Below are 24,708 nucleotides of genomic sequence, written 5' to 3' on the forward strand. Positions count from 1 at the left end.
CCTCACGCGATGGCCCAGCCTGCGCTGAAGATGGTGGAATCCACGACGATGGCTGCTGCGGACAAGGACAAGGCGAAGGCGATCGATGCGGCGCTGACGCAGATCGAGCGGGCCTTCGGCAAGGGCTCGATCATGCGCCTCGGCAAGTCCGACAAGGTGCAGGAGGTCGAGACGGTCTCCACCGGCTCGCTGGGTCTCGATATCGCGCTGGGCGTTGGCGGTCTGCCGCGCGGCCGGGTCATCGAGATTTACGGGCCGGAATCCTCGGGCAAAACGACGCTCGCGCTGCACACCATCGCCGAAGCCCAGAAGAAGGGCGGCGTCTGCGCCTTCGTCGATGCCGAGCATGCCCTCGATCCGGTCTACGCGCGCAAGCTCGGCGTCCATCTCGACGATCTGCTGATCTCGCAGCCCGATACCGGCGAGCAGGCGCTGGAGATCACCGACACGCTGGTGCGCTCGGGCGCGATCGACGTGCTGGTGGTCGACTCCGTCGCCGCGCTGACCCCGCGAGCGGAGATCGAGGGTGAGATGGGCGAGAGCCAGCCCGGCCTTCAGGCCCGCCTGATGAGCCAAGCCCTTCGCAAGCTCACCGGTTCGATCTCGCGCTCGAACTGCATGGTCATCTTCATCAACCAGATCCGGATGAAGATCGGCGTGATGTACGGTTCGCCCGAGACCACGACGGGCGGCAACGCGCTGAAGTTCTACGCATCGGTGCGCCTCGATATCCGCCGCGTCTCGACCCTGAAGGATCGCGATGAGGCGATCGGCAATCAGGTCCGCGTCAAGGTCGTCAAGAACAAGGTCGCTCCGCCCTTCAAGCAGGTCGAATTCGACATCATGTTCGGCGAGGGCGTCTCCAAGGTCGGCGAGCTGATCGATCTCGGCGTCAAGGCCGGCATCGTCGAGAAGGCGGGCGCGTGGTTCTCCTACGATAGCCAGCGCCTCGGCCAGGGCCGCGAGAACGCGAAGGGCTTCCTGCGCGACAATCCCGACATCGCTGCCAAGATCGAGGGCTCGATCCGGCAAAACTCGGGTCTGGTGGCCGACCGCATCCTCGAGAACGCCAAGCCGACGGCAGACGATCTCGACGAAGGCGAAGCCTGACGCTTCCCCGATCTTCGCATCGTCCATCATGGGGCGGGAGGTTCATCCTCCCGCCCTTTTTCATGTTCGCTTCTCAGGATCGCGCCGCCTTCAGCGGTTGGTTCTCGTTGATCCCCGCGCAAGACCGGATCGGGGCGCGGCTTGCGATAGCGCACATCGGTGCAAGATGGCCCTTATGGTATTATGTATACAAGGATTAAAGGCAGAACATCGCTCTCGTAGATTATTCCAGTGGTGGTCATCTCATCGCAGTAATACTTTCCTGGAATAAATTTCTCCCTATCTCGTCCGTCATAGTAGCTGCCTACCACGCAGCGACTCCAGAAATGACTTGGCCCGCCTTCGGCGGCGGGCCTCTTTCTGTGCAATCCGAGATGCATGTGACGATGGCCACGCTGAATCAGAGGCAGATGCGAGCCCTACAATGGCTGGCGGATCAGGAGGAGCATCGGTGGATACCGGTCTGCGACCACGGCCCCTGTCGCACCACCCTCAACGCCCTCGTCCGCCGCGGTCTCGCCATACGCTCTTCGGCGAATGCCGACCATTATCGGATCACCATGCAGGGTCGCGCCGTGAGCCCGCTCGTGTGAGCGGAGTCGCGTGGGCCGGGACCGTCACGGCCCTATCGGGCCGCCGCTTCTGAGCCGCGATGCAGCGTTGCTGACAGACCGACAGCGATCAGCGCTTGGTCCGGTGCAGAACCGACCACCGCTTGAGGCGATGCGGCCAAGTCTCGGCTGTCTCGCCGTGAGCCGACGACGACAGGGCATCGGTGCATGGGCTCTGCGTTCGATGCATGTCCGCGCGGCGTTCTCACGCGATCGAAGGATCCGCAGCGTCACGGGGCCGAGCGATGCTTCGGGTGCGGGGGCGCTCAGCGGCGGCGCGCAGCTTCAGTTCCCAAAAGGCCGTTCCCATCGCCATGAGCTGCGCCGCTGCCCACATGCCATGGCAACCCACCTGTGTATAAGATCATAGATCTATGAAGGATATATGACGTAATTTGTCTCGTATTCTGAGGGATTACGCGAACGAATGTGAGCGTTATTTATAAAGTGAGCAATATTGCGAGTAAAATATCTCTAGGTTATTCCAATAATATTGATCGAATGTTATGGCCGCGCCGCAGAACGCGCAGCCGTTGCGGGGATCCACCGATCTCACAGGAGGCTCGCGCGGCGCGGAGAGCCCGATCGATGAAGCGATGCCTGCTTGCGACCAAGCTGGGATTGGGGGCGCTGATGCTGCCCTTCTCGCCGGCCGAGGCTCAGACCGTGGCCGAACTGCAGCGGCAGATCGATGAGTTGAAGGCGATGATCCGGGCGCAGGCCGCCGAACGGGACCTGCGCAGAACGGGTGGAGTCGGACCCCGTCCCAAGCCGGCCCGCCTCGCCGGGCGCAGCGATGCCGGCACGCTGCCGGCGGCGGGACGGCCGGTGGAATCGGCGCTCGACCCGAAGCCGGGGGCTCGGGCCGAGCGTCAGGCCATCCTCGCCGACGAGCCCGATACGTGGTGGCGGGCGTTGCTGCCGCCGCCGCCCGAGTTGCTGGAAGACGATCCCGACAAGCCGAAGCGGCCCAAGACCTGGTTCGAGCGCCTGTCCCTGCGCGGCTACACGCAGCTGCGCGTCAACGAGTTCCTGTCCGGCGACGACACTGCGCCGTCCGGCGTCTCACGGCTGCGCTCGGTCCACGACAGCGGCATCACTCAGGCCAACAACTTCACCTTCCGGCGGGTGCGCCTCGTCATCCAGGGCGACATTCACGAGCGGGTCTTCCTCTACATCCAGCCGGACTTCGCCGTGAGCGTGAACAATCAGGCGGGGCCCGAGCCGCGCCAGCATTTCGCGCAATTGCGCGATGCCTTCGCCGATGTGTTCCTCGACGAGGATCGCCGCTCGAAGCTGCGCCTGGGTCAGCAGAAGGTGCCCTATGGCTGGGAGAACCTGCAATCCTCGCAGAACCGTCTGACGCTCGACCGCTCGGACGCGATCAACAGCGCCATCCCCGGCGAGCGCGATATCGGCATCACCTATTACTACACCCCCTGGCACGTGCAGCGGATCTGGGATCGACTGGCCAAGGGTGGGCAGAAGCTGTTCGGCAATTACGGCGCCTTCGGGCTGGGGGTCTATAACGGCCAGACCATCAACCGGATCGAGCGCAACAACGGCGTGATGGTCGCCGGAATGGTCACGTGGCCCTTCCTGCTCGATGGGCTGGGCGCCGCGTTCAAGGATCAAGTCGTCGAGGTCGGGGGCTCGGCCTACCACAACCAGTTCCAACCCGAGACCCGTGCCGGCGGCGTCACTGCGACGAGCTTCGACGATAGCCGCGTCGGCATCCACGCCATCCTCTATCCCCAACCCTTCGGTCTCCAGGCCGAGTGGAATTGGGGCCGGGGGCCGGAATTCGATCCGGTCGCCCAAGCAATCACGACGAAACCGCTGGAGGGTGGCTACGTCCAGGCGATGGTCCGGATCGACCATTCGTGGGTCGGCCCGTTCATGCCCTATGCCCGCTGGCAGACCTATCGCGGCGGCTGGAAGGTCGCCACCAACGCGCCGCGCCTCGAAACCGACGAGGTCGAGATCGGCATCGAGTTCCAGCCGATCAAGCCGATCGAGATCACTCTCGCCTATGCTCGCATGAACCGCCGCGAGGCCGACGAGCGCCGCCTCGGACAGGCGGAGGGCGATCTGTTCCGGGCGCAGCTGCAGGTCAATTATTGATGGCCTTTTCTTCGCCCCGTCCCACCCAGCCCCCTCATCCTGAGGTGCTCAGCCGAAGGCTGAGCCTCGACGGAGAGCTTTAGGGATCGCGCGACGCGCTCGAGCCCTCCTTCGAGGGCGCCGCTTCGCAGCGCCACCTCAGGATGAGGGAAAGGGTGGGCCGACGCGCGCTCAGCCCGACGCTCAGCGTCCCTGTGCCGCGTCGAACTCCGCCGCGAAGCGGGCGCCGGGGCTGTCCGTGCAGCGGTCCACCCAGGCGTCGATCGCCGGAAGGCCGGGTTTGCCGAACCACGCATAGGGCGAGTGCAGCAGCAGGTCGGCTGCCGTGTAGTGCTCGCCCAAGAGATAGGGCCGGTCCGCCAGCGCCGCGGCGAGCCGGGCTTTGACATGGTCCGCAGTGCGGAAGGTCCGGGATAGGCCCGGATGATCGATCCCGAGCGCCTGGAGCGTCAGCACCGGCTCGACCACGCCGGCATACCAGGCGAGCCAGCTGAGATAGGCCCCCCGCCGCGGATCGCCGGCCGGAACGCTCAAACCCGCATCGGGGAACAGCTCGGCGAGGTGTTGAACGATGGCGCTCGATTCCCACACCAGCACACCGTCATGGTCGAGCAGCGGGACCTTGCCGTCGGGATGGGGGTTGCGCGGGTCGCGGGCGCCGGTGCCGTCCATGCGGGGAATGGTGACGACCTCGATGCCGACGGTGTCCAGGGCGTCGAGATCCTTCAGGAGCGCGACGATGCGGGTCGAGCGGCTGTTGGGCGAGTGGTAGAGCGTGATCATGGAAGGGCTCCTGCGGGTCGGCGCCTGTGGCCGGGCAGCCGACGATGATGTACGCCACCCCACCTGCCAGTTTCCGTCAGGAGCGCGATGGCCCGCACCGACCGGCTCTTCCGCCTGCTGCATGCCATGCGGGTCCTGCCCGCCCCGGTCACGGCGGCCCGGCTCGCCGAGGAGACCGGTGTGTCCCTGCGCTCGCTCTATCGCGACATCGACGCATTGCGCGCCGCCGGTGCCCGGATCGAGGGCGAGCGCGGCTACGGCTACCGCCTGATCGAGGACGTGGCCCTGCCGCCGCAGACCTTCGAGCGCATCGAGATCGAAGCGCTGGTGCTCGGCCTGTCCGAGGTGCGCCAGATGGGCGACCCGGCGCTGGCGGAGGCCGCGGCCTCGGTGCTGGCCAAGGTCGCCGCGACCCTGCCCGACCGGGCCGAGCAGCATCTGCTTCACGCGGTCAGCCAAGCCCGTCGCTTCGCCGCGCGCTTTCCCGCGATGCCCGACATCGTGGGATTCATGGCGACGATCCGGTCCGGCTGCTGGCGCGAGGAAGCGCTTGCCATCCGCTACGCCGACAAGGACGGCGCCCCGACGGAGCGGACCATCCTGCCGCTCTCCATCGTCTATCTCGACAGCCAGATGACCCTGCTGGCGTGGTGCACCTTGCGGGAGGCGTTCCGCATGTTCCGCCTCGATCGTATCCGCGCGGTCGCGGCCACGGGCATCAGCTTCCGGCCGCGACGGGCGGCCCTGCTGCGCGACTATCTCGCCGAACTGCGCCGCGCCGGCGCGACCCGCGCGGCGAGCGCCGATCCGCAGGAGAGACGAGGGGACGGATCTCGGTAAACCGCCGAGCTCACCTGCCGACGTGACTCGCAGGGCGGCGGACCGTATGAGGGCCGGATGCGGCCGCGCTCTTCCGAGCCGGTCCCCCGACGCGACTTGATTTCCGAGCCTATCCGATGAGCGGCGTCAACGAGATCCGATCGACCTTCCTGGACTACTTCAGGGATGCCGGGCACGCGGTGGTGCCGTCGTCCTCGCTCGTGCCCAAGAACGACCCGACGCTGATGTTCACGAACGCCGGCATGGTGCAGTTCAAGAACGTCTTCACCGGCGTCGAGAAGCGCCCGTATGTGAAGGCGACCTCCTCGCAGAAGTGCGTCCGGGCCGGCGGCAAGCACAACGATCTGGATAATGTCGGCTACACCGCCCGGCACCACACCTTCTTCGAGATGCTCGGCAATTTCTCGTTCGGAGATTACTTCAAGGCCGACGCGATCGAACTCGCCTGGACCCTGATCACCAAGGAGTTCGGCCTCTCGCCCGAGAAGCTCCTCGTGACGGTCTATGCCGACGACGACGAGGCGGCCGGCCTCTGGAAGAAGATTGCCGGGTTCGGTGACGAGAAGATCATCCGGATCGGGACATCGGACAATTTCTGGCAGATGGGCGACACCGGCCCCTGCGGCCCGTGCTCCGAGATCTTCATCGATCAGGGCCCGGCGCTCGCCGGCGGCCCGCCCGGCTCCCCGGACGAGGACGGCGACCGCTTCCTCGAGTTCTGGAATCTCGTGTTCATGCAATACGAGCAGATCGAGCCGGGGGTGCGCAATCCGCTGCCGCGGCCCTCGATCGACACCGGCATGGGCCTGGAGCGCATGGCGGCGATCCTTCAGGGCGTCCACTCGAACTACGACACCGACCTGTTTCGCGCGCTGATCGACACCGTGGCGCATGCCGTGTCGAAGGCGCCGGAGCCGGCGACGCGCGCCTCGTACCGGGTGATCGCCGACCATCTGCGCTCGACCTCCTTCCTCATCGCGGACGGCGTCCTGCCCTCGAACGAGGGTCGCGGCTACGTGCTGCGCCGGATCATGCGCCGCGCCATGCGCCATCTCGAACTGCTCGGCGCCCGCGAGCCGGTGATGTACCGCCTCGTCCCCGCGCTGGTGCGCGAGATGGGCCAGGCTTTCCCCGAACTGACCCGCAGCGAGGCGCTGATCTCGGAGACCCTGCGTCTGGAGGAGGGCCGATTCCGCAAGACCCTGGAGCGGGGCCTTGCCATTCTCGACGCCGAGACCCGCGATCTCGGCGATGGGCAAAACCTCTCGGGCGAGACCGCCTTCACGCTCTACGACACCTATGGCTTCCCCCTCGACCTGACGCAGGACGCCCTGAAATCCCGCGGCATCGGCGTCGATACGGAGGCGTTCTCCGCCGCCATGCAGCGCCAGAAGCAGGCGGCGCGGGCCGCGTGGCAGGGGTCGGGCGAGGCCGCGACCGAGACCGTCTGGTTCGGCATCAAGGAGCGCACCGGCGCCACCGAGTTCCTCGGCTACGATTCCGAGGCGGCGGAAGCGGTCGTCGGCGCCGTGTTGCGCGAGGGAGCCGAGGTCGAGGCTCTCAAGGCCGGCGAAACCGGCCTCGTCGTCGTCAACCAGACGCCGTTCTACGGCGAATCCGGCGGTCAGGTCGGCGACACCGGCACGATCACCGGACCGGGCCTCAAGGCCCGCGTCTCCGGCACCGAGAAGAAGCTCGGCGACCTGTTCGTCCACCACGTCACGGTGGACGAGGGCACGCTCGCGATGGGGGCGGCGGTCGAGCTGAAGGTGGACCACGCCCGCCGCGCCGCGATCCGCGCCAATCACTCGGCGACCCACCTGCTGCACGAGGCCCTGCGGCAGGTGCTCGGCGATCACGTGGCGCAGAAGGGCTCGCTCGTCGCCCCCGAGCGCCTGCGCTTCGATATCAGCCATCCCAAGCCCATCGACGAGACGGAGCTGACCCGCGTCGAGGAGATCGCCAACGCGGTGCTGCTCCAGAATGCCCCGGTCGTCACCAAGCTGATGGCGGTGGACGAGGCGATCGAGTCCGGCGCCCGCGCGCTGTTCGGCGAGAAGTACGGCGACGAGGTGCGCGTCGTCTCCATGGGCCGACCCGTGGACGACGAAGGCCGCGAGGTCGAGGGCGGGCGCCTGCCGAACTTCTCGATCGAGCTGTGCGGCGGCACCCACGTGTCGCATCTGGGCCAGATCGGCCAGATCACCGTGCTCGGCGAGAGTGCGGTGGGCGCGGGCGTGCGCCGCATCGAGGCGATGACCGGCAACGCGGCGCGCCGCCACCGGCAGGCCGAGAGCCGCACGCTGAGCCAGCTCGCCGGCCTGATCAAGGCGCCCGTCGCCGACGTGCCGGACCGCCTCGCCTCGCTCATCGAGGAGCGCCGCCGGCTCGAGAAGGAGCTGGCGGATGCGCGGAAAAAGATCGCCATGGGCGGCGGCTCGGGCGGGGGCGACGAGGCGCGCGAGGTCAACGGCGTGAAGCTGATGGCCCGGGTGGTCGAGGGCGTCGAGATGCGCGACCTGAAGGGCCTCGCCGACGAGGGCAAGACCCGTCTTGGATCGGGCATCGTCGCCATCGTCGGCGTCGCCCCGGACGGCAAGGCCGGACTCGTCGTCGGGGTCACCGAGGATCTGACGGAGCGCTACGACGCGGTCGGCCTCGTGCGGGCGGGCGCGGGCCATCTCGGTGGCAAGGGCGGCGGCGGACGCCGGGACATGGCCCAGGCCGGCGGTCCCGACGGCAAGGGGGCGGACGCAGCGCTCGCCGCCATCGCCGAGGCACTGGCGGCGGCCTGATGCGCCCCGCGAAGGGCGGAGACACAAAAAGGGTTTCGCTCACGGAACGGTGAAGGGAGTCGCGGCTTGTCTGGCCGCGCTCCCACCCGTGCTTGGCCGGACTGACTGCCCGCTTCCTCGGCGTCCTGGACTTGCACGCCCGTTGCACGGAAGGCGTCCCAACGCCTTCAGGACACCCGTGATCCGATGAAGCTCTTCCGCTGCCAGTCCTGCGACAACATCCTGTATTTCGAGAACCGAACCTGCCAGCGCTGCGGCCACCGCCTCGGCTACCTGCCCCAGGCCGGCACGCTCTCGGCTTTGGCGCCGGCGGGCGACAACAATTCATGGACCCCGCTGGCGATCCCTGAGAACCCCAGCTTCCTCTGCACCAACGCGGCGCACGACACCTGCAACTGGATGGTGCCGCCGGGCTCGACCGACGCGTTCTGCCTCGCCTGCCGCCACAACGGCACGGTGCCGGACGTGTCCGACCCGATGAACCTGCAGCGCTGGCAGGAGATGGAGCTGGCCAAGCACCGGCTGTTCTACACCCTGCTGCGCTGGAACCTGCCGCTGAAGACCCGCGCGGAGGATCCGGAGCACGGCCTGATCTTCCACTTCCTGGCCGACCCGCCCTCCGCCGATGGCCCCAAGGTGATGACCGGTCACGAGAACGGCGTGATCACCATCGCCCTCGTCGAGGCGGATCCGGCCGAGCGCGAGAAGCGCCGCTCCAGCATGGGCGAACCTTACCGGACCCTGCTCGGCCATTTCCGCCACGAGGTCGGACACCATTACTGGGATCTGCTGGTGCGGGACGCGGGCAAGCTCGATGCCTGCCGGGCGGTGTTCGGCGACGATTCTCAGGATTACGGCGAGGCGCTCCAACGCCATTACAACCAGGGCCCGCCGGCCGACTGGCAGGAGAACTTCGTCTCCGCCTACGCCACCACCCATCCCTGGGAGGATTTCGCCGAGACCTGGGCGCATTACCTCCACATCGTCGACACGCTGGAGATGGCGAGCGCCTTCGGCCTGGAGGTGAAGCCCGAGGTCGATCGCTCCGGCGAGATCACCGCCAAGATCGGATTCGACCCCTACGCGGCCGAGACCATCGAGCAGATCGTGGATGCGTGGCTGCCCCTGGTGTTCGCCCTCAACAGCATGAACCGGGCGATGGGCGAGGGCGACCTCTACCCCTTCGTGATCGCCCCGCCGGTGATGCGCAAGCTGGGCTTCATCCACGGTTTGGTGCACGGACGCGTGTGAGGCACCGTCAGCCGTCCCACCCCCTCATCCTGAAGCCCGCGGGCGCGGGTCTCTCGGGATGAGGGCGCGTATGGGAAGAGGCGTTCCGTCCTACCCTGCCATCGTGGTCTTCACCGTCTCGACCAATTGCTTGAGGCTGAACGGCTTCGGCAGGAAGTTGAAGGCTTCGCCTTCCGGGAGGTTCTTGCGGAAGGCATCCTCCGCGTAGCCCGAGACGAAGATCACCTTGAGGTCGGGCCGATGCTTGCGCAGTTCGCGCAGCAGGGTCGGGCCGTCCATCTCGGGCATCACCACGTCGGAGACGACGACGTCGATGCCGTCGGCATGCTCCTCGATCAGGCGCAGGGCCTCGACCCCGGAGGCGGCCTCCAGCACCGTGTAGCCGCGGGCCGAGAGCGCGCGGGAATTGACCGCGCGCACCGGATCCTCGTCCTCGACCAGCAGCACCGTACCCTGGCCGGTATGGTCGGCGGCGGGTTTCTGCGGCTCCGGCGCGGGCTTCGGGGCCGGCTTCGCGTCCGATTTGGCCTCGAGCGAAGCCGCCGTCTCGCCGACGGTCGGCGTCGCCTCGCTCGGCTCGGAGGCGGTCCGCTCGGGTTTGGGCAGCGCGTGGGCGGGTTCGGGCTCCGGCAGGGCCTCGGCGCCGGGCTCGTGGCGCGGCAGGTAGATGCGGAACGTGGTGCCTTCGCCCACGGTCGATTGCACGTCGATGGCCCCGCCCGACTGGTTGACGATGCCGAACACCGTCGAGAGGCCGAGCCCCGTGCCCTTGCCGATCTCCTTCGTGGTGAAGAACGGCTCGAAGATCTTCTGGAGCACCGCGGGCGGGATGCCCTCGCCGGTATCGGTGACTTCGATCATCACGTGGTCGCCCGCCGGGATGCCGACCGGGCGCTCGGCATCCACCGCGCAGTTGGTGGTGCGGATCAGCAGGCGCCCGCCGCCGGGCATCGCGTCGCGGGCATTGACCGCGAGGTTCACGATCACCTGCTCGAACTGGTTCACGTCGGCCTTGATCGGCCAGATGTCGCGCCCGTGGCGGAAATCGAGCTGCACCCGCTCGCCGAGCAGGCGCTTGAGCAGCAGCGTCAGGTCGGACAGGGCCTCGCCGACATCCATCACCTCCGGCCGCAGGGTCTGGCGACGGGAGAAGGCCAGCAGCTGGCGCACCAGGCTCGCGGCCCGGTTCGCGTTCTGCTTGATCTGCATGATGTCCTGGAAGGCGTGGTCGGTCGGCCGGTGGCTGGCGAGCAGCAGGTCCGAGTAGCCGATGATCGCCTGGAGGACGTTGTTGAAGTCGTGGGCGATGCCGCCCGCGAGCTGCCCGACGGTGTCCATCTTCTGGGTCTGGGCGATCTGCTGCTCCAGCTGCCTCTGGGCCGTGGTGTCCAGCGCGTAGAGGATCACCCGTTCGCGGTCGGCATCGGATTCGGCGCGCTGGGTGCCGTCGGCATCGGCCGGGCTCATCCAGACGCGCGCCGAGCGCTCGCCCTCGCCCAAGAGGCCGACCTCGATCGGGTCGAGGCCGCCGAAGCCGTTGGCGGCCCGTGCCAGCACCGCCTCGATCCCCTGACGGTCGCGCTCCAGCACGGCGTCGCGCATCAGCGGCTCCTGTGCCTCGCGGCCGGATTCGGCGGCGGGCTGACGCGGCATGCCGGAGAACAGGCGCACGAAGGAGGCGTTGGCGCGGATGACCCGGCCCTCGCCGTCGAGGGTGGCGATGGCGATCGGGCTGGTGTTCAGGAAGCGGGCGAGCCGCACCTCCGCCGCCCGCTGCGGCTCGTCGGAATCCGAGCCGGCCGAGCGGTTGAGCACGAAGGTGCGCGAGGGGCCCGGCGCCCCGTCCTGGCCATAGGCCACGCGGTGGTAGAGCCGGGTCGGCAGGGGCTGGCCGTTGCGGCGGCGCAGGTCGATGTCGAAGCGGTCGGTGCGCACTTCGCCCGGCAGGCCGGGCGCGGCGGACAGCACGTCGGCGCCGGGCGCGATCTCGAGAAGCTTGAGGCCACCCGAGCCGACGGTGGCGAGATCGTAGCCGAGCCAGGAGGCGAGCGTCGCGTTCATGTAGACGATCGCGCCCGCGGCATCGATCGAGAGGAAGCCCGCGGGGGCGTGGTCGAGGTAGTCGATCGCGTGCTGGAGTTCCTGGAAGACGTTCTCCTGGCGCTCGCGCTCGTGGGTGACGTCGCTCACCGTCCAGAGCGCCGCCGCGCCGCGCGGGCGCGGGATCGGCCGCACGGCGATGCGGTACCACGCGAAATCGCGCTCCGCCGCCCCGCCGGGGGGCGGCGACATCCGGATCTCCTCGGTATAGGCGCGCTCGTCCCGCGCGGCCTGGGCGAGGCGGTAGACGGCCTCCGACACCTCCGGCGCACCGACGAAGATGCGCTCGATGGGGCGCAGGTTCGAGAAGTTGTCGCCGCCGGCGAGCCGCATATAGGCTTCGTTGGCGTAGATCATCCGGCCGCCGTCCTCGACGACGAGCTTGCTCTCCGGGGCGGCGTCGACGATGGCGCGGGTGATGTCGTCGCGCGAGGCCGGGCCGGCGAGCTGGATCGCCCCGATGGCGAGGGCGAACAGGAAGAATACCCCGGCCATGGCCAGGAGGGCCAGGAGGCCGAGGATGAGCGGCTGCGCCTGCTCGTTCGCCACGAAGGACAGTCCCACGGCGGCGCCGACGAGGACGCCCGCCAGCATCAGCAGCAACCCGACCCGGCCCGGGCGCTCCGAGCGGTCGATCGAGCCCGACGCCGGCACCGCTGGTCCGCTGACCTCAGCCATCAGGCCCTACCCATCCCCTCACGCCCGCCTTCGGCGCGCCGTCGGATCAGATTTGCCCGACAATGGTGCATAAACCGTGGCGTCTGAGGGACTTCGCCGGTTTCGGTGCGCCGGTCGCTCATGCGGCCCGGCGGCGCAGGCGAAGCACGAAACCGATCACCTCCGCAACCGCGCGATAATGCTCGGCGGGAATCTCGTCGTCGACTTCGACGGTGGCGTGGAGCGCGCGCGCCAGCGGCGGGTTCTCCATCACCGGCACGCCGTGCTCCTTCGCCACCGCGCGGATGCGCAGCGCCAGGGAATCGACGCCCTTGGCGACGCAGACGGGCGCGGCCATGCCAGCCTCGTAGCGCAGGGCCACGGCGAAGTGGGTCGGGTTCGTCACCACGACGGTGGCGGTCGGCACGGCGGCCATCATCCGCTTCTTCACCTTCGCCTGGCGCAGCTGGCGCTGGCGGGCCTTCACTTCGGGACTGCCCTCGCTCTCCTTGTGCTCCTGCTTCATCTCCTCCTTGGACATGCGCAGGCGCGCCCGCCAGCGATGGCGCTGGTAGAGCGCGTCGCCGAGCGCGATCACCGCGTAGATCGCCAGCATCCCGCCCATCATCTTGACGGCGAGCGAGAGCGTCGCGGCCAGGGCGGCGCCGGGTTCGAGCTGGGCGAACGACTCCGCGCGGTCGTGCTCGGCCCACAGGATCGCCCCAGCCACGACGCCGACGAGGAGGATCTTGGCCAGACCCTTGCCGAAGTTGACCCAGGCCTCCATCCCGAACAGCCGCTTCATTCCGGCCATCGGCGAGATGCGCGAGATCTGCGGCATCAGGCTCTGCGCGGTCAGGATCGGCCGGTGCTGGAGGAAACCTGCGGCGATCGCGGCCACCAGGGCGAGCCCGAGCGGTACCGCGAGCGCCTTCAGACTGATCCAGGCTGCCCGCATCCCGACGCCGAGATAGGTGCCGGAATCGGCGGGCAATTCGCCCGCATGGAGGAGGAAGCCGCGCATGTCGCGCGACAGGCCCTCCGCCATGGGCTTGGCCGACAGGATCAGCGCCAGCGTCAGCGCCGCCAGGATGAAGAAGGTGTAGATCTCGGGGCTGTTGGGCACGTCGCCGCGTTCGATCGCCTGCTCGATGCGTCGGAAGGTCGGCTCTTCGGTCTTGTCTTCCTGGTCGGTTTCCTCGGCCATCGATCAGGCTCCGACCATGGGCGCGGCGTGATGGCGTCGGCTCATCGCCCGACGAGCTGGCCGAGATAGCGGCCGAGATCGTCCAGGAACAGGCTCATGAGCAGGCCCAGCGCGCCGACCAGGATCAGCATGCCGAGAATGACCGAGGCCGGCACTGCGAGGAAGAAGACCTGCAATTGCGGCATCAGCCGCGACAGCACGCCGAGCCCGAGATTGAACAGGATCGCGAAGACGATGAACGGGCCGGCGATCCGCACGCCGAGGGCGAAGCTGCGGGCGAAGGCGTCGAGCGCGAGCTTGGCCGCATCTCCCATCGCCGGCAGGCCGGTGGGGGGCAGCACGACGTAGCTGCGGGCGATCCCTTCGAGCGCCAAGTGATGCAGGTCGGTCGCCATCACCAGGGTGATGCCGAGGAGCGAGAGGAAGTTGCCGACCGCCGCCTGCTGCCCGCCCATCGTCGGGTCCACCGTCATGGCGTAGGACAGGCCGAGCTGCTGCGAGATGACGTTGCCGGCGGTCGTCAGCGCGGCGAGCACCATGCGCACGCACAGACCCAGCATCAGCCCAATCAGGATCTCGCTGAACAGAAGGCCGATCAGGGTGGGCGGGGCCAGCGCGCCGTTGATCGCCGGCAGCATCGGCCGAACCACCGGGAACAGCACCAGCGTGACGAGAAGCGCCAGGGCGAGCCGCAGCCGCGCGGAGACGAGCTGCTCCCCTACGCCCGGCATCAGCATGATCAGCGTGCCGACCCGGGCGAAGGTGAGGAGATAGGCCGCGGCGAGGCCGGGCAGCAGCAGATTGAGCGAAGCGGCCATTCCCGGCCGTTCTACACTGCGCCGCGCGGCGCATCATCCGCCCGCCGCGATGCGGGCGGCGATGCGGGCCATGTAGGACGCCATCGCGTCGCCCATGAAGGGCAGCATCAGGAGCAGCACGCCGAACACCGTCACGATCTTGGGCACGTAGATCAGGGTCTGCTCCTGGATCTGCGTCAGTGCCTGGAACAGCGAGACGACGAGGCCGACGACGAGCGCGACCAGCATGAGCGGCCCGGCCACCTTCAGGAAGACGAAGATGCCGTCGCGGGCGATGTCGAGGATGGCGAGGCCGGTCATGACGCGCGAATCTTTCGAGATGCCCCCGCTCTCACCCGTGCCCTCATGCTGAGGTGCGAAGCCGAAGGCGGAGCCTCGAAGGAGGGCTCCAGGGAGCGCGGCGGGTGCTGGAGCTCTCCTTCGAGGCCGCTGACGCGGCACCTCAGGATGAGGGGGATGGATGGGAGGGGACGTTCTCAAAAAAAATCAGATCGGCATCCGCATGATCTCTTCGTAGGCCGAGATCACGCGATCGCGGACGGCCACCAGGGTCTGGAGGGCGGTCTCGCTCTCGGCGACGGCGGTGACGACATCGACCACGTTGGCCTTGCCGGCGGCGGCCGAGAGGGCGGCCCGGTCGGCCTTCTCGCCGGACTGCGCCACCCCGTCGAGGGTCTGCTGCAGGAGGCCGGTGAAGCCGTTGCCGGCGCCCGTCGCCTGGACCGGCTTCGGCCCGCCCGGACGGGCGATGCCCTGGGCGGCGGCGTAGGCGCCCGCGGCGAAGGCGGAGGTCGGCATGGTCAGGCCTTCAGGATCTCGAGGGTCTTGGAGATCATCCGCCGGGTCGCGGTGACCATGTTGAGGTTGGCCTCGTAGGAGCGCTGGGCCTCGCGCATATCCATGTTCTCGATGAGCCCGTTGACGTTGGGCAGCCGTACCTCGCCGCGGGCGTCCGCAGCGGGGTTGCCCGGATCGTACTTGGTGCGGAACGGCGCTGAATCGCGGCGGACGCGCCCGGCTTCGATCACGTTGGCGTTCAGTTCCCGGTCGAGCCGGCTGGAGAAGGTCGGGATCTTGCGCCGATAGGGCTCGCCGCCGGCGGTGGTCGCGGTGGAATCGGCGTTGGCGATGTTTTCGGCGATGATGCGCATCCGCCCCGATTGCGCCTTGAGGCCGGACGCGGCGATGCCGAGGCTTTTCAGGAAATCCATGATGGTCCTCGATCAGCGCTTGCCGACGGCGATCTTCAGGGCGTCGAGGCTCTTCTGGTAGAGCGAGGCGACGAGCTGATAGTCCGACTGATTGTCGCCGGCCTTCATCATCTCTTCTTCCAAGTTCACGCCGTTCCCCGAGGGACGCACCTCGAAGCCTTTGAAGCGGCGCGGGTCGGCATTGGGGCCGTCCTGCGTCGACAGGCCGAAATGGGCGGGCTCGGTGCGGGCGAGGCCGTCGCCGCCGACCGAGGCGCCGACGGGCGCGGCGAGCCCGGCCGCCGTGCCGTTGCCGGCCGGCTCGGCGAGGTCGCGCGGGCGGAAGCCCGGCAGATCGGCGTTGGCGACGTTCTCGGCGAGCAACGCCTGCCGGGCCTGATGCCAGTGCATCCGGGTGCGCAGCATGCCGAGGATGGGCAGGTCGGTGAGGGACATGAGGGGACCTTGCCGAGGCGCCCGGGGCCTGCCCTGTGGGACGGGGAGGGGATCCGGACCCGGCAGAATCTGCCGTCCTGATGGTTAAGGACGCGTTAACCGGGCAAATCCTGCCTGGCGGCCGGCGCCGATGTCCCAAAACGAAGCGGCGTACCCTCCAAGCAGCTGTTAACGAATGATTCGGATTTCTTGCGGGTCTACCGCGCGGCAGCAATAATCACGCGGTCCCACGAGGGGTCCGAACCAGACCCCGATCGACGGCGAAAGACAGCGGTCTTGCAAGCGTTCTTCAGTTCCGACGGCTCCTTCGTCGTGCAGTTCCTGGTGATCTTCCTGATCATCCTGGTTCTGTTGGTCGGGGCGGTCCTGCTGTTCCGGCGGCTGTCCGGGCGGGGAACGTCCCTCAACGGGGGGGCGAACGGGCGCGGCCGCCAGCCGCGGCTCGGCATCGTCGACATCTACGAACTCGACCGGCAGCGTCAGCTGATCCTGCTGCGGCGGGACAACGTGGAACATCTGCTCCTGGTCGGCGGGCCGAACGATGTGGTCATCGAGCGCCATATCCAGCGCGGCTCCGGCCCACGCTTCGCGCCGGAACCCGAACTCGCCGCCGATCCCACGCACGAGACCGCGCGGACGGAAAAATTCCTCGACAGCCCGGCGCCGCCGGCCTTCGCGATGCCCGAGGTGGTGCCGCCCGCCGTGCCCGGCGCCGAGCCGCCGCATCCGGAGCGCTCGCCGCCGCTCGATCCTGGCCTCTTCGAGCCGGACGTCGTCCCCCCGCCTGCGCCATCCGCGCCCGCCCGCGCCCGTCCGGCCTCGCCGGTCGGGCGCCTGATCCGGCGCACCGCGCCGCCCCTCGCCGGCGCGACCCCCGAGGCTGCGTCCTCCGCCGCGCCCATCATCGCTGCGCCGACCCCCACGCCGATCCCCACGCCCGAGCCCCCACCGGCCTCCGAGCCGGTTCCCGAGACCCCGCCGGTCATCGCGGGCCGAGGGCCGCGCCCGGTCGATCCGGCGGTCCTGTCCGACATGGCCCGCCAGCTGCAGGTCGCGCTCAAGCGCCCGTCCTCCGCGGTGACGCCGCCACCAGGCGCTGCGGAGGCCGCCGCATCGCCGGCGCCAGTCGCGGCGGATGCCCAGCCCAATCCGCTCGCCGCGGCGATGGCGACCGCCCAGGCCGACCCGCTGCCCCCGGCTGCCCCCACGCCGCCGCCGCCCGCCTCGGCCAACCCGGTGGCGGGTGAGGGACAAGGTGCCCCGGTGCCCCGGCCCGATCCGGAGGTGAAGCCCGAACCCGCCAGAGCCACGCCCGCCGTGCCCGTGCCCGTGCCCGTGCCCGCGCGGCCTGCGGACGTGGCGCCGGCCCCGAGGACGGTGCCGGAACCCGAGGCGCGGCCCGTCCCCCCGTCCGGATCGCCGAAGCCGGATCCGTCGAGGCCCGAGGCCGCGGCGCCGAGCGCGGAAGCCCCCGGGCAGAGTCCCTTCTCCGTCGAGGAAATTGAGGCCGAATTCGCTCGCCTGCTCGGCCGTCCCCTCGACAAGAAGGGTTAAGGGACCGACAGAATTGCGCCCGAGATCGACGCGCCTCCGTCCGTGGCCACGGACCCGGCGCACGCAACGGACCCGGCGCACGCAACGGAGCCGCTGAGCATGGAAGCGCTCGTCGTCGGAGCCGGGGTGGTCGGTCTCGCGGTCGGGCGGGAGCTCGCCCGACGCGGAGCCTCGGTCATCGTCGCCGAGGCCGCCGAGGCGTTCGGCACCGGCGTCTCCGCCCGCAGCTCCGAGGTGATCCATGGCGGGATGTACTATCCCCCCGGTTCGCTCCGCGCCCGCCACTGCGTCGAGGGACGCCGCCGTCTCGTCGCCTTCTGCGAGAGCCACGGCGTGCCCTACCGCCTCTGCGGCAAGCTGATCGTCGCGACCTCCGAGACGGAGCGGGCCGCGCTCGAGACGATCTTCACCCGCGGGCAGGCCAACGGGGTCGAGGACTTGGCCTTTCTGGAGCGCGATGCGGCGGTGGCCTTGGAGCCGGCCCTGTCCTGCGTGGCGGCGCTGCACTCCCCCGCCACCGGCATCGTCGACAGCCACGCCTTGATGCTGGCGCTGCTCGGCGAGATCGAGGATGCGGGCGGCGCGCTGGCGCTGCGCACGCCGATCCTGTCCGCGGAACGCCGCGACGGGCGCTGGCGCGTGCGCTTCGGCGGCGAGGCGCCCGACACGCTGGCGGTCGACGTCCTCGTCAATGCCGCCGGGATCGGAGCGCAGGCGCTCGCCCGGCGGATCGCGGGGGTGGCACCGGAACGGGTGCCGCGCCAGGTCCTGGCCAAGGGCAGCTATTTCGGCTGCACCGGCCGCCCCGCCTTCTCACGGCTGATCTACCCCGCTCCGGTCGAGGGGGGATTGGGCATCCATCTCACCCTCGATCTGGCCGGCCGCATGCGCTTCGGCCCCGATGTCGAGTGGGTAGAGACGGAGGATTACGCGGTCGCGCCCGGCCGCGCGGCAGCCTTCGCGGCGGCGATCCGGCGCTACTGGCCCGCCCTCGCCGAGGATCGGCTGACGCCGGATTATGCGGGCATCCGCCCCAAGCTCTCGGGTCCAGGCGAGGCCGCCGCCGATTTCGTCATCGATGGCCCGGCCGAGCACGGCCTGCCCGGCCTCGTTCAACTCTTCGGCATTGAGAGTCCCGGACTGACCTCGTCGCTGTCGCTCGCCGAGGCGGTGGCGGATCGGCTCTGCGCGGGCGCGTCTGCCTCTCGCGCATCGGGCACGGATCGCGCATAGACGAATCGGGCGGCCTCACACGCCGGACGGGACCGAATCGATGCAGATCGCCACGCCCTACCTGATGTTCCTCGGCGACGTGCCGGATCGCCTCGCTGCCAAGACGGCCTACGGCATCAATGATTGGCGGCCCGAATGGTGTGTCGGGCAAGTCCGCACGGAGGGATGTGCCGCCGATCTCGGCATCCCCGACCTGACGCTTGCCCAAGCCGTCGAGCACGGCTGCAAGACCATGGTGATCGGCGTCGCCAATGCCGGCGGCGTCCTGCCCGAGCATTGGGTGGCGGAGATCGTCTCGGCTCTGGAAGCGGGGCTCGACGTGGCGAGCGGCCTGCACGTGCGGCTCGGATCGATCCCGCGGATCGCCGAGGCCGCTGAGCGCAACGGCCGGGCGCTGCACGATGTCCGCCACACCACCGAGACCTTCCCGACCGGCAAGGGTACCAAGCGGTCCGGCCGCCGCCTGCTCACCGTCGGCACCGATTGCTCGGTCGGCAAGAAGTACACCGCGCTCGCCCTTGAGAAGGGCATGCGCGCCCGCGGGCTCGACGCGGATTTCCGCGCCACCGGCCAGACCGGGGTCTTCATCTCCGGCCGGGGCGTGGCCATCGACGCCGTGGTGGCCGATTTCATCTCCGGTGCCGTCGAGTGGGTCTCCCCCGCCGCCGATCCCGGTCACTGGGACCTGATCGAGGGTCAGGGCTCGCTGTTCCACCCCTCCTTCGCCGGGGTCAGCCTCGGTCTGCTGCACGGGGCGCAGGCGGACGCCTTCGTGGTCTGCCACGAGCCGACCCGCACCCGGATGCGCGGCGTCGAGGCCTCCTTGCCCTCGATCCGCGAGGTGATCGACCTGACGATCCGCTGCGGCCGGCTCACCAATCCGTCGATCCGCGCCGTCGGCATCGCCGTCAACACCGAGAGCCTGTCCGAGCCGCAGGCCCGCACGCTGCTCCAAGAGGCGGAGGCGGCCCACGGCCTGCCCGCGACCGATCCGGTGCGCTTCGGTGTCGAGGCGATCCTCGATCGTCTCGCGACCGAGTTCCCGGCCTGAGGAGGGGAGACCCCGATGCCCCGCCGCCTCACCGTCGCCGTCGAGCGCTTCCCCATCGCCGGAGCCTTCACCATCGCCCGTGGCAGCCGCACCGAGGCCGTCGTCGTCACCGCGACCGTCGAGGACGGGGCCGCGCGCGGGCGGGGCGAGTGCGTGCCCTATGCCCGCTACGGCGAGAGCGTGGAGAGCGTCGTCGCCGCCATCGAGGCCCAGGCCGAATGGCTCGCCGGCAGCGGCACCCGCTCGGACCTGTTCGAGCGCCTGGGTCCGGGCGCGGCCCGCAACGCCCTCGACTGTGCCCTGTGGGATTACGAGGCCAAGCACCAGGGCCGTCCGGCCTGGGCCATCGCCGGCCTGTCGGAGCCCGGTCCCGTCACCACCGCCTACACGCTGAGCCTGGGCACGCCGGAGGCGATGGAGGCGGCGGCCCGCCTCGCCGCGCACCGGCCGCTGCTCAAGGTGAAGCTCGGCGGCGAGGGCGATCCCGAGCGGATCGCCGCCGTGCGTCGCGGCGCGCCGGAGTCCCGCCTCATCGTCGATGCCAACGAGGCGTGGCGGGCGGAGACGATCGAGGCCAATCTCGCCGCCTGTGCGGCGGCGGGCGTCGCGCTGATCGAGCAACCGTTGCCCGCCGACGAGGACGGCCTGCTGGCGGAGATCCCGCGCACCATTCCGATCTGCGCCGACGAGAGCCTGCACGACCGGGCCGGGCTCGATGCGCTGGCCAAGCGCTACGACGCGATCAACATCAAGCTCGACAAGGCCGGCGGCCTCACCGAGGCGATCCGGCTGGCCCACGAGGCCCGGGCCCGCGGCTTCGAGATCATGGTGGGCTGCATGGTCGGCACTTCCCTCGCCATGGCCCCCGCGATGCTGATCGCCCACCACGCCGCCTATGTCGATCTCGATGGGCCGCTTCTCCTGGCGCAGGATCGCGCGCCGTCCCTCTTCTACGAGGGAAGCACGGTGCACCCGCCGGAGCCGGAGCTGTGGGGGTAACCAGCCCTGGAATGGGTGCCGGGATCCTCATCGCGTTTCGCCCGTCCCCCGCCAGGGCGGCAGCCGGTCGCTGGCCGAGAGCGTGTCGGCGGAGGTCGCGTGGCCGGTGATCCGGCTGGACAGGGCCTCGCTGCCGATCCGCAGGGCTTCCGCCCGCGCTTCGGGCGGCAGGGCCGTGGCGAGATGGGCGAGGCCCTGCGTGGTCCGTTCCACGGTCGCGCGCAGTTGGGCGGTGTCGACCGCTGGGGGCGTCGCGCCCTGCCGCGTGGCGGCCAAGTAGGACAGGACGCCGATCACCAGGGCGGCGCGCAGGAGGAAGGTCATGGGTCCGGTCCGGGCTCGCGGCCGCGGCCGCCTCGGGATCGGCCCTGAGAATGGCACCGGCCGGTGCACGGACCGAGGTTGCCGGCGCACGAAAGCGCGGCGATGCGTGGACGTGGTGAACGAAGCCTTGTTCTGCCCCGTTCGCCCTTCACGATGCTCTGCCAGGCTCTGTGGACAAGGGCGGAAAACGCTCCCGAAACGGGTGTGCCGGAGCCCGTCCGAGGCCCCGATGGACGGCAAGCGACCGACCCTTTTCATCCTCGCTTAAACCGCCTCTGCGACGGTTCTCGTCGTTGTAACGAGCAGTCGAGGGGCGCGAGATCCGGCCAGCGTAAGAGTGCCTCTGAAAGCTTCCGAGCGGTGCCCTTCCTTCTTCGGACGGAGGGCGCGACGGCAGCGTCCTGAGGGACTTCAGGCCCTGGATCCTGTGCTGTGCGTGGTGGTGTTGCGTAACGACGGTACCCTAGCCTCTCTCTTCGACGCCCGGCTTGCCGGTCTCGTCCATGCCTCGGCCCTGGCGGAGCCCGGCATCCGCTTCCGCCACGAGCGCTTCCTCGTTTCGCGTCTGGCCACCGGGGCCGTGATGATGGCGGCGATGCCGCCCTACCTCCTCTGGCGCGGCGTTCCGAGCGGCGTCGAGGCCCTGGCCATCGCCAGCCTGTTCCTGCCGGTTCTCGCCGCCGTCGTGCTGTCGCGCACCGGCTCGCTCTGGGTCGCCCATGCCCTGTCCTCGGCGGGGCTCACCGGTCTTCTCGTCTGCCTCGCCGCACTCACCGGGGGACCGAGTTCGGCCGCCGCGATCTGGCTCGTGGCGGTGCCGCTGGAGGCGATGGTGTCCGGCTCGCGCCGGGCGACCCTCGCCGCCGCGATCATCGCGGGCCTCGGCGCCATCGCCGTGGCCTTCTCCGGCCATCTTTCCCTCGGCGGCCCCGATCTCGATTGGCCCAATTCCGTGGCGATCCCGGTCTTCGCCATCACGGCGATCGGCCACATCACCGCCCAGGCGATCGAGCATATCCGCCGCGAGGGCGAGTGGCGCGCCCGCATGCGGGACAACGAGGCCCGCGACCGCCTGCTGCTCTCGGCCATCGACGACCTCGTGACGTGGCACGATGCCAATGGCCGGGTGCTCGAGGCCAGCGGCTCGTCGGCCCGCTTCGTCGGCGCCGATCCGGGCCGCCTGCGGGGGCACGGCCTGCTCGACCGCGTCCATATCGGCGACCGTCCGGCTCTGCTCCAGGCGATCAGCGACGTGGCCGCCACGGGTGTTCCGGCCACCGTGCCCTTCCGCCTTCATCTCGACGCCGCCCGTGCCGACGGCGCCCGTACCATCCATGCCGAGATGCGCGCCCACCGGATCGAGGCCGCGCTCGCCGGGGCCAATGGCGGCACCGTCGTGGCGGTGACGCGCGACGTGTCCGAGCATCGCCGCCACGCGGCCGAACTCGACCGGGCCCGCGCCGAGGCCGAACGGGCCGACGAGGTGAAGACGCACTTCCTCGCCACCGTCAGCCACGAGCTGCGCACGCCCCTGAATGCCATCATCGGCTTCTCCGACGTGCTGGCGGGCGAGGGCTCCATGAGCCTGTCGCCGGAGCGGACCCAGGAATATGCCGGCATCATCGGCCATTCCGGTCGCCACCTCCTCGACGTGGTGAACACCCTGCTCGACATCTCGCGCATTCGCAGCGGTCACTTCGACTTCCAGCCGGAGCCGATCGACGTCGAGGCGCTGATCCGCGGCTGCTGCGACCTGATGCGGCTCAAGGCCGATGCCTCGGGGGTCGCGCTGACCTTCGCGCCCGTGCCGGCCGGCAGCGCCCTGATCGCCGATGCCCGCGCCTGCCGTCAGATGCTCATCAACCTGATCTCCAATGCCGTGAAGTTCACGCCGCGGGGCGGGCACGTCGAGGTTCTGGTGCGCCGCGGTGGCGGCTATCTCGACTTCGTCGTGGCCGATAACGGCATCGGCGTCGGCGAGGCCGATCTGCCGCGGCTGGGCGACCCCTTCTTCCAGGTCGGCGGCGGCTACGGCCGCAGTCATGAGGGAACCGGCCTCGGTCTCTCCGTGGTGCGTGGCCTCGCCGGGCTGCATGGCGGCTCGGTCTCGGTGGAGAGCGCGCCGGGCAAGGGCACCCTGGTGGCCGTGACGCTGCCGCTCGATTGCAGCCGCGTCCGCAACGGCAGCCAGCCCGCGCCGATCCGCACCTCGGTGCGGGGTGCGGTCCCGGAGATCGCCGCGGGGCCGATCCGCCTGCCGGTCGGGCTGTTCGATCCCGCGCCTGTCTCCACGGCCCACCCGCCGATGCGGCGGGCCGGGTGAAACGGGCCGTGAGGGGCGAAAGCGATCAAAAGCGGACCTGAAGACGACCAAACGAGGAGTCGGATGATGCGGGAGACACCCGCCGGACGGGATCGACGGGACATCGTCGTGCCGGGCGACATGAGAGACGGGCGTTCCGGCAGGGCCGGTCCGCGCCGGATGCCCCGAGCCACGGCGCCCCAGGGTGCCTTGGGCTCCGTGATGACCTTCGCCCGCACGGCGGCGCAATTCTGCCTGCGCCATCCCGGCGGAGCGCTCGGAACCGTCCTCGGGGCCGGTGCGGCGCTCACCGTCTGTCTCAACGCGGTCGGCTTTCAGGAGGGCCGTCACCCGGCGCCGATCCTGCCGACGGTCGAGGCGAAAGCCCTCGACGCCAAGACTCAGGCGGCCAAACCCGCTCCGGCCCGAGCCGGCGATCCGAAGCTGGCCGAGGCCAAGCCGGTGCCGGCCCGGACCGCCCCGCCGCGGGAGGTCCGCACGGAAGCACCCGCGCCGGCACCGCGCGATCCGATCGCCGACATGCTCCGTTCGAGCGAGACCACCGCCTCGGTCACGCCGAAGCCGTCCGTCCGCGAGAATGCCCGGCCGGCGGTGACGAAGCCGGATCCGGCAAAGCTCGAAGCGGCCAAATCCGATGCGGCGAAGCCCGATCCCGCGAAGCCCGATCCCGCGAAGCCCGATCCCCAGGTCGCCCGCGTTCAGCGCGCCCTGGCCAAGCTCGGCTACGGCCCCCTGAAGGACGACGGGATGATGGGGCCCGGCACCAAGGCGGCGATCGAGCGGTTCGAGCGCGATCGCAAATTGCCGGTCAAGGGCGAGGCCGCGGGCCGCACCCTCCGCGAGCTGACCGCCAAGGCTTCCGCCGCCCAGGGCTGATATCCGCCTCGACGGGGCGGGGGAGGGGGCCTATCAGGCCCCCATGGCACGCCTGCGCTCCGATTTCTGGGTCTCGGCCCATCTGCGTCGCCTGAACGGCGAGGGCGTGCCCGCGGTGCTGCGTCGGCGCGGCGCCGCGGAGGCGGGGGCGATCTTCATCAAGGTCGATCGGCTCGACGGCACCGCCGACCTGTTCGGCCCGGCTCCGCAATCCCTGATCGACGCGGAAGACGACGGTGACCGCCGGTTCAGCCCGCTTCTGGCGGCCGTGCCCTCCTTCGAGGTGGAGGAGCGCCTGACCCGCGAGATGCGCTTCGATTCCGATCTCTGGATCGTGGAGATCGACGATGCCCAGGATCGCCACGCGCTCCCCCTCGCCGAGTCGCTCTGACCGGGGAGGCCAGGA

The 24,708-nt window shown here is 69.7% G+C and carries 22 protein-coding genes; 13 read left to right on the forward strand and 9 right to left on the reverse strand.

Annotated elements, in window-relative coordinates:
• Positions 1-30 precede the first annotated feature (30 nt).
• The 3 genes from recA (at position 31) to OWC43_RS05365 (ending at position 3,845) form a co-directional block, all read left to right on the forward strand.
• Entirely contained in the window at positions 31-1,110 is a 1,080-nt protein-coding gene (gene recA / locus OWC43_RS05355) for a recombinase RecA (protein ID WP_373324438.1), read from the forward strand.
• Between the two features lie 410 nt (positions 1,111-1,520).
• The gene (locus OWC43_RS05360; RefSeq protein WP_393955964.1) at positions 1,521-1,703 is read left to right on the forward strand and encodes a hypothetical protein; all 183 of its coding nucleotides are present in this window, start codon (positions 1,521-1,523) and stop codon (positions 1,701-1,703) included.
• 606 nt (positions 1,704-2,309) lie between these two features.
• Positions 2,310-3,845, forward strand: coding sequence for a porin (locus OWC43_RS05365; RefSeq protein ID WP_393955965.1), 1,536 nt, complete (start codon positions 2,310-2,312; stop codon positions 3,843-3,845).
• 183 nt (positions 3,846-4,028) lie between these two features.
• On the opposite strand, the gene OWC43_RS05370 is transcribed toward OWC43_RS05365, so the two are convergent.
• On the reverse strand, positions 4,029-4,628 hold the full coding sequence (locus OWC43_RS05370) for a glutathione S-transferase family protein (RefSeq protein ID WP_393955966.1): 600 nt from the start codon (positions 4,626-4,628) through the stop codon (positions 4,029-4,031).
• Between the two features lie 87 nt (positions 4,629-4,715).
• Here OWC43_RS05370 and OWC43_RS05375 point away from each other — a divergent pair, with 87 nt between their 5' ends.
• From OWC43_RS05375 to OWC43_RS05385, 3 genes are all read left to right on the forward strand, one after another.
• Complete coding sequence (locus OWC43_RS05375) at positions 4,716-5,468, forward strand: helix-turn-helix transcriptional regulator (protein ID WP_393955967.1); 753 nt, start codon at positions 4,716-4,718, stop codon at positions 5,466-5,468.
• 116 nt (positions 5,469-5,584) lie between these two features.
• Positions 5,585-8,263 carry an alanine--tRNA ligase gene (alaS, locus tag OWC43_RS05380; protein ID WP_393955968.1) on the forward strand — a complete coding sequence of 893 codons (2,679 nt, stop codon included), beginning with the start codon at positions 5,585-5,587 and terminating at the stop codon, positions 8,261-8,263.
• A gap of 186 nt (positions 8,264-8,449) precedes the next feature.
• A complete protein-coding gene (locus tag OWC43_RS05385; RefSeq protein ID WP_137827531.1) occupies positions 8,450-9,514 on the forward strand; it encodes a putative zinc-binding metallopeptidase in 1,065 nt (354 codons plus the stop codon).
• A gap of 90 nt (positions 9,515-9,604) precedes the next feature.
• Here the strand turns inward: OWC43_RS05385 and cckA are convergent, their stop codons facing one another.
• From cckA to flgB, 7 genes are all read right to left on the reverse strand, one after another.
• A complete protein-coding gene (gene cckA, locus OWC43_RS05390; protein WP_137827530.1) occupies positions 9,605-12,292 on the reverse strand; it encodes a cell cycle histidine kinase CckA in 2,688 nt (895 codons plus the stop codon).
• A gap of 118 nt (positions 12,293-12,410) precedes the next feature.
• Complete coding sequence (flhB, locus tag OWC43_RS05395) at positions 12,411-13,478, reverse strand: flagellar biosynthesis protein FlhB (RefSeq protein WP_393955969.1); 1,068 nt, start codon at positions 13,476-13,478, stop codon at positions 12,411-12,413.
• A gap of 41 nt (positions 13,479-13,519) precedes the next feature.
• Positions 13,520-14,296, reverse strand: coding sequence for a flagellar biosynthetic protein FliR (fliR, locus tag OWC43_RS05400; RefSeq protein ID WP_137827528.1), 777 nt, complete (start codon positions 14,294-14,296; stop codon positions 13,520-13,522).
• Positions 14,297-14,329: 33 nt separating this feature from the next.
• Entirely contained in the window at positions 14,330-14,596 is a 267-nt protein-coding gene (gene fliQ / locus OWC43_RS05405) for a flagellar biosynthesis protein FliQ (RefSeq protein WP_137827527.1), read from the reverse strand.
• 186 nt (positions 14,597-14,782) lie between these two features.
• A complete protein-coding gene (fliE, locus tag OWC43_RS05410; protein WP_137827526.1) occupies positions 14,783-15,094 on the reverse strand; it encodes a flagellar hook-basal body complex protein FliE in 312 nt (103 codons plus the stop codon).
• Between the two features lie 2 nt (positions 15,095-15,096).
• Positions 15,097-15,507, reverse strand: a complete 411-nt coding sequence (flgC, locus tag OWC43_RS05415; protein WP_137827525.1) for a flagellar basal body rod protein FlgC — start codon at positions 15,505-15,507, stop codon at positions 15,097-15,099.
• A gap of 12 nt (positions 15,508-15,519) precedes the next feature.
• On the reverse strand, positions 15,520-15,942 hold the full coding sequence (gene flgB, locus OWC43_RS05420) for a flagellar basal body rod protein FlgB (protein WP_393955970.1): 423 nt from the start codon (positions 15,940-15,942) through the stop codon (positions 15,520-15,522).
• Between the two features lie 276 nt (positions 15,943-16,218).
• Here flgB and OWC43_RS05425 point away from each other — a divergent pair, with 276 nt between their 5' ends.
• From OWC43_RS05425 to dgcA, 4 genes are all read left to right on the forward strand, one after another.
• Complete coding sequence (locus OWC43_RS05425) at positions 16,219-17,496, forward strand: hypothetical protein (protein ID WP_393955971.1); 1,278 nt, start codon at positions 16,219-16,221, stop codon at positions 17,494-17,496.
• 99 nt (positions 17,497-17,595) lie between these two features.
• Entirely contained in the window at positions 17,596-18,729 is a 1,134-nt protein-coding gene (locus tag OWC43_RS05430; protein WP_393955972.1) for an NAD(P)/FAD-dependent oxidoreductase, read from the forward strand.
• Between the two features lie 40 nt (positions 18,730-18,769).
• On the forward strand, positions 18,770-19,780 hold the full coding sequence (dgcN, locus tag OWC43_RS05435) for an N-acetyltransferase DgcN (RefSeq protein WP_393955973.1): 1,011 nt from the start codon (positions 18,770-18,772) through the stop codon (positions 19,778-19,780).
• Between the two features lie 15 nt (positions 19,781-19,795).
• Entirely contained in the window at positions 19,796-20,779 is a 984-nt protein-coding gene (gene dgcA, locus OWC43_RS05440) for an N-acetyl-D-Glu racemase DgcA (RefSeq protein WP_393955974.1), read from the forward strand.
• A 27-nt stretch (positions 20,780-20,806) separates the two neighbouring features.
• Here the strand turns inward: dgcA and OWC43_RS05445 are convergent, their stop codons facing one another.
• Complete coding sequence (locus OWC43_RS05445) at positions 20,807-21,103, reverse strand: hypothetical protein (RefSeq protein WP_393955975.1); 297 nt, start codon at positions 21,101-21,103, stop codon at positions 20,807-20,809.
• Between the two features lie 436 nt (positions 21,104-21,539).
• Here OWC43_RS05445 and OWC43_RS05450 point away from each other — a divergent pair, with 436 nt between their 5' ends.
• The 3 genes from OWC43_RS05450 to OWC43_RS05460 all read left to right on the forward strand — a co-directional run bounded on the left by OWC43_RS05450 (position 21,540) and on the right by OWC43_RS05460 (position 24,693).
• On the forward strand, positions 21,540-23,426 hold the full coding sequence (locus OWC43_RS05450; RefSeq protein WP_393955976.1) for an ATP-binding protein: 1,887 nt from the start codon (positions 21,540-21,542) through the stop codon (positions 23,424-23,426).
• 66 nt (positions 23,427-23,492) lie between these two features.
• Positions 23,493-24,302, forward strand: coding sequence for a peptidoglycan-binding protein (locus OWC43_RS05455; RefSeq protein WP_393955977.1), 810 nt, complete (start codon positions 23,493-23,495; stop codon positions 24,300-24,302).
• A gap of 43 nt (positions 24,303-24,345) precedes the next feature.
• Positions 24,346-24,693 carry a DUF1491 family protein gene (locus OWC43_RS05460; RefSeq protein WP_137827516.1) on the forward strand — a complete coding sequence of 116 codons (348 nt, stop codon included), beginning with the start codon at positions 24,346-24,348 and terminating at the stop codon, positions 24,691-24,693.
• The last annotated feature ends 15 nt before the right edge of the window (positions 24,694-24,708 follow it).

Origin of the sequence: Methylorubrum sp. POS3, from assembly GCF_043352485.1 — a bacterium.
Classification (GTDB): Bacteria; Pseudomonadota; Alphaproteobacteria; order Rhizobiales; family Beijerinckiaceae; genus Methylobacterium; species Methylobacterium suomiense.